Origin of the sequence: Pseudomonas sp. CCNWLW23, assembly GCF_037095675.1 — a bacterium.
In the GTDB taxonomy this organism is placed as follows: Bacteria; Pseudomonadota; Gammaproteobacteria; order Pseudomonadales; family Pseudomonadaceae; genus Aquipseudomonas; species Aquipseudomonas atacamensis.
On the sequence record NZ_JBAWKM010000013.1, the window covers coordinates 52,980 to 65,549 of the forward strand.

Here is a 12,570-nt window from a genome sequence, read left to right on the forward strand (position 1 = left end):
CGGCACCGTGCGCAGCCGGAACGATCAGATCAATCGAGCGACCAGAAAGCCAAACGACATGCAAAGCAAGGCAAGACTCAGCAATGCGAGGATCGGAACGATGTCGCCTCGCTGCTGGAGGCGTAACCTTTCTACGTACTCGTCGTGCTCTCGATCGGAACGGTCAATCATGGCTTGGCGGTCGAACGTACTCATGGTGATTTCCTTTTTCGCGGGTAACGGGTTGGATAGAGCGAAACGCGCACATTCATAACTTGAGCGAAAGGCCGATCAAGGCCGCTGTCGCGGTCAACATTCCGGCCACTACCGCAACCGGGTAGAAATAGGTTTCCCATTTCATCTTTTTTTCTTCCGCCACAAGTTTTTTCCTCTCGGCCACAAGCTTGCGTATTTCATTCATCAGCTTGTCCAGTTCGAGGTTTTCCCGGTCGTTTTGAAGCATTCGCCTTCCCTGGCTGGTGGCAGCTATCGCGCAAGCTGCTCTGAGGCGTGATGATTTCGCATCCATACGGGTGCTGACCAGCAGACGCATCTGCCATTCCCGTAGGCAAAATCCGCGAGTCACGTAAGCCGCCTCATACACGGAATTTGCAATATTCCAGACCAATTACCTGCCAGAACCCTGACCTTGATCTAGCGTGTGAGAAGCCATAACCCAAGGAGCCCCCATGCCACTGGTCCGCGTCGACATCCAGCAAAATCCCGATCCCACTTTCGCCAGGCGCATCGGCGAACAGATCTACGCCGCTCTGCGCAGCTGTATCGATGTGCCCGAGCACGACAACTTCCAGATTCTCAACGAACATGACGCCCAGCATTTCGTTTATGACCCGCAATACCTCGGCATCCAGCGCAGCGACGGCGTGGTGTTCATCCAGATCACCATCAGCGAAGGGCGCAGCGTGGAAAAGAAACAATTGCTGTTCAAAACCATTGCCGAGCGCCTGCATGCGCAACTGGGTATTCGCCTGGAGGATGTGTTCATCAATCTGCTGGAGGTAAAGAAAGAGAACTGGTCGTTCGGTAATGGTGTTGCGCAATACGTCAGCTGATGGGTCGTGCGCCATGCCTGCGTACTTGCTTGTTCCACGAACCCGTCCAGAATCAAAGCACCACTGCTTGAATGCAACGATTGCCAAGCCGCTGCGGATTCAGCACTCTGAGTCGACTTTCGCGACCCACCCGCCGCCAATCACAGGAGCCGCGCAATGCCCGCAACCGTTCTGGTACTGGTTGAAACGATCAATGACTATCTGCCGATTCTTGAGCATCAGGGATTCCACCTGATCCTTGCACCAACGCCAGCCGAACGCGCGCAAGCCATCGCCACCCATGGCAGTCGCATCGACGCCGTGCTCACTCGCGGCCCGCTGGGCCTGACTGCGCAAGAGATCAGCGCCCTGCCCGCCCTGAAAATAATCACGGTGATCGGTGCAGGTTATGAACAGGTCGACCTGCAAGCGGCCAGCGACCGCGGGATCACCGTCACCAATGGCGCCGGAGTCAACGCCTCGTCAGTGGCCGATCATGCGATGGCATTGCTGCTGGCATTGGTCCGCGACATCCCGCGCTGCGATGCCGCCGTGCGCCGCGGTGAATGGCCGAAAATCATGCGCCCGTCGCTGGCCGGCAAGCGTCTGGGCATCCTCGGGCTGGGCGCCGTGGGCATGGCGATTGCCAAGCGTGCGGAGCTGGGTTTCGACATGCAGATCAGCTACCACAACCGCCAGGTGCGCAGCGACGTCGCTTATGCGTTCTGCTCGACACCGACCGATCTGGCGCGAGCTTCGGACTTTCTGGTCGTTGCCACGCCTGGTGGCATTGCTACTCAACATCTGGTGACGCGAGCCGTGCTCGATGCCCTCGGCCCCAAGGGATTTATCGTCAACATCGCCCGCGCCAGCGTTATCGCAACGGCAGACCTGATCACTGCACTCGAACAACGTCGTATCGCCGGCGCAGCGCTGGACGTGTTCGATCACGAACCGGAAGTGCCTGATGCCCTGAAACACCTCAGCAACGTTGTGCTGACCCCACACGTCGCCGGGCTTTCCCCTGAAGCCACGCAAGGCACTGTCGAACTGGTCGGCAAAAACCTGATGGCGTTTTTCTCCGGGCAACCGGTGCTGACGCCTGTCGCCCTGCCACCGAAACTGAGCAACCAGCGCGTGCATTAAGGCGCGCAGGATCCTCGGTCTGCGCCGCTGCTCGCCCCATTCTCAAAGTTGATTATCCAGCAACACGCTAACCTATAAGACCGACCCGCGCTTGTGAGCACCCGAGCGCGCCATTAGATTAGCCAATGATGTCTGGCCTCCAAAATAAGCAGAAGGGATAAGCATGGCGCTTACTGACCAGTCCACCCGGATCCGCGCGGGCGAAGAACTCGATGCCAGCCTGATCGATCCGTACCTCAAGGCGCACATTCCCGGCCTGACCGGCACTCCGCAGATCAGCCAGTTTCCCGGCGGCGCGTCGAACCTGACCTACCTGCTGGAATACCCTGAGCAAGAATTCGTTCTGCGCCGTCCGCCGTTCGGCCACAAGGCCAAATCCGCCCACGACATGGGCCGTGAGTTCCGCATTCTCAACCAACTGCGCGACGGCTTTCCGTATTGCCCGAAAGCGTATGTGCACTGCACCGACGAATCGGTGATTGGCGCCGAGTTCTATGTGATGGAACGGGTCAAGGGCATCATCCTACGCGCCGAACTGCCGCCGGAACTGGGCCTTGATTCGGCGAAAACCGAAGCGCTGTGCAAAAGCTTCATCGACCGGTTCGTCGAACTGCACCGGGTCGATTACAACGCCTGCGGCCTCGGCGATCTGGGCAAGCCCGAAGGCTACGTCGCGCGGCAGATCAGGGGCTGGAGCGAGCGCTACGAAAAAGCCCTGACCCCGGACGCGCCGCACTGGGAAGCAGTCAAAGCCTGGCTCAACGACAAGATGCCGGCCGACCACCCGACCTCAAGCATCGTCCACAACGACTATCGCTTCGACAACGTCATCCTCGACCCGGCCAATCCGATGCAGATCATCGGCGTGCTCGACTGGGAACTGACCACCCTCGGCGACCCGCTGATGGACCTGGGCAACACCCTCGCCTACTGGATCGAAGCCGGCGACCCGGCACCGGTGCAACTGATGCGTCGCCAGCCGAGCCACGCACCGGGCATGCTGACCCGCCGCGAATTCGTCGACTACTACGCCGAGCGCTCGGGCATCCGCATCGACAATTTCGACTTCTACTACACCTACGGCCTGTTCCGCCTGGCCGGCATCGTGCAGCAGATCTACTACCGCTTCTACCATGGCCAGACGCAGGACAAACGCTTCGCGCAGTTCATTCACATGAACAAACTGCTGGAGCAGATGAGCCTGCAGGTCATCCAGAAATCCAGCCTCTGATCCGGGCCAATAACAAGACTTCCAACAAGGGAAACCCATGTCCAAGACTCAGTTGTTCGACCTCGACGGCAAAATCGCTTTCGTCTCCGGTGCCAGCCGTGGCATCGGTGAAGCCATCGCCAAACTGCTGGCCCAGCAAGGCGCCCATGTGATCGTCTCGAGCCGCAAGCTCGAAGGCTGCCAACACGTCGCCGACGCCATCACCGCCGCCGGCGGCAAGGCAACAGCCGTGGCCTGCCACATCGGTGAGATGGAGCAGATCAGCCAGGTCTTCGCCGGGATCAAGGAACAATTCGGCCGCCTCGACATCCTGGTCAACAACGCCGCGACCAACCCGCAATTCTGCAACGTACTCGACACCGATCTGGGCGCGTTCCAGAAGACCGTCGATGTGAACATTCGTGGCTATTTCTTCATGTCGGTCGAAGCCGGCAAGCTGATGCGCGAAAACGGTGGCGGCAGCATCATCAACGTCGCCTCGATCAACGGCATCTCCCCGGGTATCTTCCAGGGCATCTATTCGGTGACCAAAGCGGCGGTCATCAACATGACCAAAGTATTCGCCAAGGAATGCGCGCAATTCGGCATCCGCTGCAACGCCCTGCTCCCCGGCCTGACCGACACCAAATTCGCCTCGGCGCTGGTCAAGAACGATGCGATTCTGAAACAGGCACTGACGCAGATCCCGCTCAAACGCGTAGCCGACCCAAGCGAAATGGCCGGCGCGGTGTTGTACCTGGCCAGTGATGCGTCGAGCTACACCACCGGCGTGGCGCTGAATGTGGATGGCGGGTTCCTGTCCTGATTTCCAGGGCAAATTGCTGTCCCGTGTGGGAGCGAGCCTGCTCGCGAAAACGTTGTGTCAGTCAGCTATGTTTTGACTGATACCACGCCTTCGCGAGCAGGCTCTCTCCCACAGGGTCACTGCTGGGTTCCAGGCCTCGTGCAATCGAGGAATCGCGAGTGTTATTGGGTTATGCAACGGGTAGTGGTGATGTGGCGCGTTACCTGCCCATCGACATACATATCCCCGGCAACCTCAGTATTCTCCAGCACCTCACACCGACGTTCCGGCGGAGGCGGCGGCGCGACAGGCGCAGGGGGTGGAGGACTGGCACAACCGGCCAACAACACTGCAAGAAAAGCCAACGGCAATACGCGTTTCCCAGGATTATTCATAGGACGACCCGCGGTAAAGAGAGACAAACTCCCGCAACCCAACCGGCCGCGGAAGACCTGACAACTCATTCTTTATAGCTGAGCGCCTTGTTAGCGCCAGTGGATTGGGGAGATTGGCTGGGATTGGCTGTCGGTTTTGCGGGGATTTTCCGGCAGAGGGCTGGATTGAGATCATCGTTGCAGGCAAAGGTCGCATCGCGAGCAGGCTTACTCCTACAACAAGACTGAGTACAACCTCAAGAAACAGGTCGGCTGACAGGCCGCCTTCGCGAGCAGGCTCGCTCCCACAGAAAATCAAAATCAAAAGATCGCAGCCTTCGGCAGCTCCACACGATGAGCGTTAGCTCGAGTAAAGCTTTTGATCCTGGAGCCCGTCGGCAGGCTGAGTGGAGGGATTGATCCGGGCGTGGGAGCGCAGCGACCGTACGACGCAGTCGTACACAGCGCAAGGAGGTGCAGCGAAGCAAACCGTAGCCGCTGCGCCCGGATCAGTCCCGGAGCGAAGGAACCCCGAGCCTCAGCGAGCGGGCCGAACGTCAGGGCGAAGCCTTTTTGGGTACTTTTTCGGCGTCTGGAAAAAGTGCCTCGCCGTAAGGGCGAAACCGCCAGCCGCGACACCCAAAAAAACGGATATACACCCAAAACCCCAAGAGCATGGCCGGCCCAAAGGCCGCCAAGACCCAAAGCGCGCTTAAGCCAAATCCGGATCCCGCGAAGAACGCAAGGAATTGCTCTCAAGCTCATACCGCAACTCATCCACCAACGCCTCGACCGCCCCAGGCGTACGCAGCGAAGCCAGATCCAGCCCGCTGATCACCAGATCCACCTGCCCCGAATCCCGGTGATACAACTTGACCGTCAGCGAATGATCACCATCCACCGAACACTCACAAGCCAGCGGCGCAAAACTGTGCTCGAGCCGAGCGCGCAACTGCGCAAGATTCATCATTGACGTTGTTCCTATGACTGTTTCAAAAGGGGCACGATCGCAAACCCGAAATGGTCTACACCGCACCCCACCAGCCTAAGAACACAACGCCTTGGCCAATACATGAATTTGCACCCTTGTAACTAGTGCATTTGCACCCCTCAGCGCTGGCCCTTGGTGCCCCACTCTCCCGAAAACAAACCGCGCTCCCGAGCCCAGACGATCGCCTCGCTGCGGCTATGCACATCGATTTTCGAGTACACAGTGGCAACATGATTGCGCACGGTATTGGGCGCCAGTTTCAACCGCGCGGCGATCTCCTTGTCCGCCAGTCCTTCACAGATCAAGCCCAGCACATCGCGTTCACGGGCCGTCAGGTCAGTGAACGAGGCACTGGGCAGCTGCGGCGAGTTGATCTTCTTCACGTTGGCCAGCTTTTCGATCAGCGTCCGGCTGAACCACGACGCATCCTTCATCACCTCTTCAATAGCCGCGACCAGCTCAAGCTCAGTGCGCTTGCGCTCGGTCATGTCCATCAGCACCAGCAAATAGCAGGACGTGTCGTGAATGTTCACGGTGTCGGCCGAGACCGCACACTCCAGCAACTCCTCGTCCTTCTTGCGCACCGGCACATCGACCCGATCCACCCGACCGTTCTTCGCAAGCGCCGACAGCAGTCGCGTGCGCGCGCCGTCATCGTGGATGAAGCTCAATTGCGTCACGGTTTTCCCGAGTACGTCATCGCTGTCATAGGCCAGGGTATCGAGGAATGCCTGGTTGACGTCGATGACCTCCTGCTTTTCAGCGGTGCAGATCAGAATCGGCACCGGAGTCAGACGAAAAGCCTTGGCAAAGCGCTCCTCGCTCTGACGCAAGGCCACTTCGACCCGGCGCCGAGGCTCCATGTCGACGAAGGAGAACAGCATGCAATTCTCGTCATTGAGCAGCAGCGGCTGACCGGCAACGATCACCTGTTTACTGCCACCGTCGGGGAGGCGCAGTTCCGCCTGCATCTGCGGAATGGTCGCGACATCGCGCAAGCGCTGAACGGCCAGATCGCGCTGATCGGCCTGCTCGAAGATATCGATTTCGTAAGCCGAGGTGCCGATCACCTGATCGCGGGTATAGCCGGTCATTTCCAGAAAGCCCGGGTTGACCTTGATGTAACGCAAATCGCTGAGACGACAGATCACTGCCGGCGCGGGGTTGGCGTTGAAGGTTTTTTCGAAGCGCAGCTCGGCGTTGGCCCAGTCGGTAACGTCGCTCATGATCAGCACCAGCGACTCGGGCTGGCCGACGCGGTCGGTCAGCACCATGCTGCGCACGCTATGCACCCAGACCCGCTCCGGGTCGTCCACGGACGAGACTTCGATCAGCACATCATTGAACGCCTCGCAGCGGGCGACGCGGCTGATCGGGTAGTTGTCCGGCGGCAAGACATGATTGTTGCGATAGCGCAGCGTGAAGCGTTTGGCGTACTCGTCGGCGTTGCTGCCCAGATCACCGATGGTGCTGACACCGTGCATGGTCAGCGCCGCTTCGTTGGCCCAGAGAATGCTTTTGTCGAGTTCCAGCAGAATCACCCCGTCCGACAGCCCGGCGATGATCTGCTGCAACTGGCGACGGTTGGTTTCGGTGGTCAGGACTTCCTGGCTCATTGGATCTCCACACTGTGATGCGGCTAGGTGAAGAGTACGACCGCAGCGGTTCGGGATCGTGCCACGGCCTCAAAATCGCTAGAAATCCCCTGTGGGAGCGAGCCTGCTCGCGTAAGCGCTGGGTCAGATAGACCATTCGGTGACTGACCCGGCGCATTCGCGAGCAGGCTCGCTCCCACAGGTTTGCTTGGTGTGTTTACCTTAGGCGGCACGCTCGCTGTCCGCCACCATCGCCGAAGCCGCGAGCATCGCCCTTAGCAACACCGCGCACCCCGCCGCCAGATCATCCGGCGCTGCATTTTCGATTTCGTTATGGCTGATCCCACCCTCGCATGGCACAAAAATCATTCCCGCCGGGCCTAACTCAGCGAGGAAGATCGCGTCATGCCCGGCGCCACTGACAATGTCCATGTGCGACAGACCCAGCCCTTTCGCGGCGCCGCGCACCGCCTCCACACAGCCCTTTTCGAAGTACAGCGGCGGGAAGTCGGCGGTCGGGGTCAGTTCATAAGTGAGGCCGTGCTCTTCGCAGGTCGCATCGATCACTTGTTTCACTTCGGCAATCATCGAATCCAGCCGCGCCGGCTCCAGATGCCGGAAGTCGAGGGTCATGCGCACTTCGCCGGGGATCACGTTGCGCGAGCCGGGATAGGCTTGCAGGCAGCCGACCGTGCCGCAGGCGTGAGGCTGATGACCGAGGGCGGCGCGGTTGACGGCGCCGACGATCACCGAAGCGCCGACCAGGGCATCCTTGCGCAGGTGCATCGGCGTCGGGCCGGCGTGGGCTTCGACGCCGCGCAATTTCAGGTCGAACCACTTCTGCCCGAGCGCGCCGAGTACCACACCGATGGTTTTCTCTTCGTCCTCGAGGATCGGGCCTTGCTCGATGTGCGCTTCGAAATAGGCGCCGACTGCATGCCCGCTGACCTTGCGCGGGCCGGCGTAGCCGATGGCATTCAGCGCTTCGCCGACGGTGACACCGTCGGCGTCGACCTTGGCGAGAGTCTCTTCGAGGGTGAATTTCTCGGCGAAGACCCCGGAGCCCATCATGCACGGGGCGAAGCGTGAGCCCTCTTCGTTGGTCCAGACCACCACTTCCAGCGGCGCTTCGGTTTCCACGCCGAGGTCGTTGAGAGTGCGCAGCACTTCGACGCCGGCGAGCACACCGAAGCAGCCGTCGAACTTGCCACCGGTGGGCTGAGTGTCGATGTGGCTGCCGGTCATCACCGGCGGCAGGTTCGGGTTGCGCCCGGCGCGCCGGGCGAAAATGTTGCCCACGGCATCGACCGTGACGCTGCAACCGGCGTCCTTGCACCACTGCACGAACAGGTCGCGGGCCTGGCGGTCGAGGTCGGTCAGGGCCAGGCGACAGACGCCGCCCTTGACCGTGGCACCAAGTCTGGCCAGTTCCATGAGCGAGGCCCAGAGGCGATCGCGGTTGATGTGCTGATGGGTGGATTGCAGAACGTCTCCGGCTGCGTTCATGGGGATCTCCTCAATGCTGATGCCGATAGTGCCCATGCTCTGCGTGGGCATTCATCCATGGACGCTCTGCGTCCGCTGTTGGGACGCAGAGCGTCCCGGGCTGCATTCCCACGCAGAGCGTGGGAACGATCAGTTTCGGCGGTGTATGGCGCATCGCCTTCGCGAGCAGGCTCGCTCCCACAGTGAGAATGCATTTCCAATGTGGGAGCGAGCCTGCTCGCGAAAAGGCCCTCGCTCACACCGCTGTTTTCACGGCAGAAGGCTGCGCCCGCATTACACACAACCCGTAATAAATCACTCCGCCCAACGCCGAGCCGGTGAACCAGCCATAGCTGTAGAACCAGCTGAACGCGTCGCTGCCCAGCGACAGCAAGGTCAGCGCCACCGGCACGCCAAAGGCGAGAAAACCCGCCCAGTTCCAAGCCGGATACACGTCATCGCGGTACAGCCCGGCGAGGTCCAGTCGCTGTTTCTTGATCAGGAAATAATCCACCACCATGATCCCGGCGATCGGCCCGAGCAGGCTTGAGTAGCCCAGCAGCCAGTTCGAATACACGGTTTCCAGGCTGATGTCGGAAACGATCAGGCCAAGCTTTTTCAGCAGTTCATGGCCCATCAGCACCAGCCCGACCAGACCGGTGAGCAACACCGCTTTGGTGCGGTTGATCACCTTCGGTGCGATGTTCTGGAAGTCATTGGTTGGCGAGACGATATTGGCGGCGGTGTTGGTCGACAGTGTGGCAACGATGATCAGCGCCATGGCCACAGCGACCCACACTGGGCTCTGGATATGGCCGATCAGCGTGACCGGGTCGGACACGGTGACGCCGACCATTTTCACCGATGCGGCGGTCATCACCACGCCCAGCGCGGCGAAGAGGAACATGGTCAGCGGCAGGCCGAAAATCTGCCCGAGGATCTGATCCTTCTGGCTCTTGGCGTAGCGACTGAAGTCGGGAATGTTCAGCGACAGCGTGGCCCAGAACCCGACCATTGCCGTCAGCCCTGCCGCGAAGTAACTCACCACGCTGGCGCCTTCCGGACGCTTGGGCGGGATCGCCAGCAACTCAGTCATCGACACATTGGGCATCGCCCACACCAGCAGGCCAATGCCCACCGCCACCAGCAACGGCGCCGACAAGGTTTCCAGCCATTTGATCGACTCGGCACCGCGAATCACCACCCACAGATTCAGCGCCCAGAACACCATGAAACCGATCACCTCGCCGGTGCCGCCGAGGGATTTCCAGCCCTCGAACACCGAGCCGAGAAACAGGTGAATCGCCAGTCCGCCGAACATGGTCTGGATGCCGAACCAGCCACACGCCACCAACGCGCGGATCAGGCACGGCACGTTGGAACCGAGAATGCCGAACGACGAGCGCAGCAGCACCGGAAACGGAATGCCGTACTTGGTGCCGGGGAAAGCATTGAGGGTCAGTGGAATCAACACGATGACGTTGGCAAACAGAATCGCCAACAGCGCTTCGCCGACGCTCAAGCCGAAATAAGCGGTGAGCACGCCGCCGAGAGTGTAGGTCGGCACGCAAATCGACATGCCGACCCACAGCGCGGTGATGTGCCATTTGTTCCAAGTGCGTTCGCGCACCTTGGTCGGTGCCATGTCGTGGTTGTAACGGGGACTGTCGAGGACGTCGCTGCCGGCTTCGAGCTCGTACAAGCCGTCGCGCTCGGTCACTTGTGATCTGGTCTGTTGCATGGCCGCTCCACTGTTCTTCTGATTATTTTTTGCTCATCAGGCGGCTGGCGCATACGACGCCAGCCGGACGATGGCCGGAGGAACTGACAACTTTCATGCACCGGCCATGGTGTCAGCGGCGGCATCAATAAACGTGCCGGTTCTCGCGCTTAACGCTTGGGCGGTGCACTGGATGCTTTGCAACTTTCTGATATTTATCAGTTTTAATTGAATATTCGATGAGTCAGGGAAAACTTGTCTGAACGCTCAGGCTAAACGTCGGGCAAGTTGTCCGAAGTGTCAGGACTCAAACTGGTGCACTGCATTTATTTTTGTCGGTGAACCCGCAACCGCAGCACAACTTCAAGCGGCTGATTTCACATAGGAAATCTTGCTCATATTTCCATCCTGTCAAGTGCGTCAAAATGGTGAACGGCCTCACCATTTTGGTGATTTATCGTTTTTATCTTTATTTATCAATAGCTTGAAACAGCTATAAGCTTATAAAAAATATTCTTGATCATTCTTGAAATCGCGACTAGTTTCTATTCCTGACAGCGATGACAGGAATACGAACTTCGCCGCTGTACCTCAATAAAACATTTAGAACCGGCACAAGTCGGTCATGCCTGCGAGGAATCCGGAATGTCTCTGTTGATCCGTGGCGCCACCGTTGTTACCCATGATGAAAGTTACCGCGCCGACGTCTATTGCGCTGACGGCGTGATCAAAGCCATTGGTGAAAACCTCGACATTCCCGCCGGCGCAGAAATGCTCGACGGCAGTGGCCAGTACCTGATGCCCGGCGGCATCGATCCGCATACGCATATGCAACTGCCGTTCATGGGCACCGTTGCCAGCGAGGATTTCTACAGCGGCACCGCTGCCGGTCTGGCCGGCGGCACTACCTCGATCATCGACTTCGTCATTCCCAATCCGCAGCAATCGCTGATGGACGCGTTTCATCAGTGGCGCGGCTGGGCGCAAAAGTCCGCGTCGGACTATGGCTTCCACGTCGCGATCACTTGGTGGAGCGAGCAGGTGCGCGAGGAAATGGCCGAGCTGGTCAGCCACCACGGCATCAACAGCTTCAAGCATTTCATGGCCTACAAGAACGCGATCATGGCCGCCGACGACACTCTGGTGGCGAGTTTCGAGCGCTGTCTGGAACTCGGTGCGGTGCCGACCGTGCACGCGGAAAATGGCGAGCTGGTCTATCACCTGCAACGCAAGCTGATGGCCCAGGGCATTACCGGGCCGGAAGCGCATCCGCTGTCACGGCCTTCGCAGGTCGAAGGTGAAGCCGCGAGCCGGGCGATCCGTATCGCCGAAACCATCGGAACGCCGTTGTACCTGGTGCACGTTTCCACCAAGGAAGCTCTGGACGAAATCACCTATGCCCGCAGCAAGGGCCAGCCGGTTTACGGTGAGGTGCTGGCCGGGCACTTGCTGCTTGACGACAGCGTCTATCAACACCCGGACTGGCAGACCGCCGCCGGCTACGTGATGAGCCCGCCGTTCCGTCCGCGCGGCCATCAGGAGGCGCTGTGGCACGGGCTGCAGAACGGCAATCTGCACACCACCGCCACCGACCACTGCTGCTTCTGCGCCGAGCAGAAAGCCGCCGGCCGCGACGACTTCAGCAAGATCCCCAACGGCACCGCCGGTATCGAAGACCGTATGGCGGTGTTGTGGGATGAAGGCGTCAACTCCGGACGATTGTCGATGCAGGATTTCGTTGCGCTGACCTCTACCAACACCGCGAAGATTTTCAATCTCTATCCACGCAAAGGTGCGATCCGCGTGGGCGCCGATGCCGATCTGGTGCTGTGGGATCCGCAAGGCACTCGGACCATTTCCGCCAAAACCCACCATCAGCAGGTGGACTTCAACATCTTCGAAGGCAAGACCGTGCGCGGCGTGCCGAGCCACACCGTCAGCCAGGGCCGTGTGGTCTGGGCCGACGGCGACCTGCGCGCCGAACGCGGCGCCGGACGCTACATCGAACGGCCGGCCTACCCGGCAGTGTTTGATTTGTTGAGCAAGCGGGCGGAGTTGCATAAGCCGACTGCCGTTAAACGCTGACCCCTAGTGATCGTTCCCATGCTCTGCGTGGGAATGCAGCCCGGGACGCTCTGCGTCCCATTGGAACGCATAGCGTCCCTTGAGGCATTCCCACCCAGAGCGTGGGAACGATCAACCACTGCCCACCA

The 12,570-nt window shown here is 59.7% G+C and carries 11 protein-coding genes; 5 read left to right on the top strand and 6 right to left on the bottom strand.

The window, feature by feature from the left end:
- Positions 1-24: 24 nt before the first annotated feature.
- Entirely contained in the window at positions 25-195 is a 171-nt protein-coding gene (locus tag V8J63_RS17225) for a hypothetical protein (protein ID WP_177433339.1), read from the bottom strand.
- A 52-nt stretch (positions 196-247) separates the two neighbouring features.
- Positions 248-532 carry a hypothetical protein gene (locus tag V8J63_RS17230; protein WP_373877948.1) on the bottom strand — a complete coding sequence of 95 codons (285 nt, stop codon included), beginning with the start codon at positions 530-532 and terminating at the stop codon, positions 248-250.
- 136 nt (positions 533-668) lie between these two features.
- Here V8J63_RS17230 and V8J63_RS17235 point away from each other — a divergent pair, with 136 nt between their 5' ends.
- From V8J63_RS17235 to V8J63_RS17250, 4 genes are all read left to right on the top strand, one after another.
- Positions 669-1,052, top strand: a complete 384-nt coding sequence (locus V8J63_RS17235) for a tautomerase family protein (RefSeq protein ID WP_016775121.1) — start codon at positions 669-671, stop codon at positions 1,050-1,052.
- Positions 1,053-1,208: 156 nt separating this feature from the next.
- The gene (locus tag V8J63_RS17240; RefSeq protein ID WP_024013281.1) at positions 1,209-2,177 is read left to right on the top strand and encodes a 2-hydroxyacid dehydrogenase; all 969 of its coding nucleotides are present in this window, start codon (positions 1,209-1,211) and stop codon (positions 2,175-2,177) included.
- Positions 2,178-2,340: 163 nt separating this feature from the next.
- Positions 2,341-3,408 (top strand): phosphotransferase family protein, encoded by a 1,068-nt coding sequence (locus V8J63_RS17245; protein ID WP_130927225.1) that lies wholly within the window; start codon positions 2,341-2,343, stop codon positions 3,406-3,408.
- A gap of 37 nt (positions 3,409-3,445) precedes the next feature.
- The gene (locus tag V8J63_RS17250) at positions 3,446-4,213 is read left to right on the top strand and encodes an SDR family oxidoreductase (RefSeq protein ID WP_024013283.1); all 768 of its coding nucleotides are present in this window, start codon (positions 3,446-3,448) and stop codon (positions 4,211-4,213) included.
- Between the two features lie 1,065 nt (positions 4,214-5,278).
- Here V8J63_RS17250 and V8J63_RS17255 read toward each other — a convergent pair.
- The 4 genes from V8J63_RS17255 to V8J63_RS17270 form a co-directional block, all read right to left on the bottom strand.
- Positions 5,279-5,536 (bottom strand): DUF1652 domain-containing protein, encoded by a 258-nt coding sequence (locus tag V8J63_RS17255; RefSeq protein ID WP_024013284.1) that lies wholly within the window; start codon positions 5,534-5,536, stop codon positions 5,279-5,281.
- Between the two features lie 140 nt (positions 5,537-5,676).
- Positions 5,677-7,173, bottom strand: a complete 1,497-nt coding sequence (locus V8J63_RS17260; protein ID WP_071172794.1) for a helix-turn-helix transcriptional regulator — start codon at positions 7,171-7,173, stop codon at positions 5,677-5,679.
- 201 nt (positions 7,174-7,374) lie between these two features.
- The gene (locus V8J63_RS17265; RefSeq protein WP_336464390.1) at positions 7,375-8,658 is read right to left on the bottom strand and encodes a Zn-dependent hydrolase; all 1,284 of its coding nucleotides are present in this window, start codon (positions 8,656-8,658) and stop codon (positions 7,375-7,377) included.
- A gap of 235 nt (positions 8,659-8,893) precedes the next feature.
- The gene (locus tag V8J63_RS17270; RefSeq protein WP_125926938.1) at positions 8,894-10,378 is read right to left on the bottom strand and encodes an NCS1 family nucleobase:cation symporter-1; all 1,485 of its coding nucleotides are present in this window, start codon (positions 10,376-10,378) and stop codon (positions 8,894-8,896) included.
- A gap of 624 nt (positions 10,379-11,002) precedes the next feature.
- Between V8J63_RS17270 and hydA the strand changes: the two genes are divergently transcribed.
- Positions 11,003-12,442, top strand: coding sequence for a dihydropyrimidinase (hydA, locus tag V8J63_RS17275; protein ID WP_262140327.1), 1,440 nt, complete (start codon positions 11,003-11,005; stop codon positions 12,440-12,442).
- Positions 12,443-12,570 lie beyond the last annotated feature (128 nt).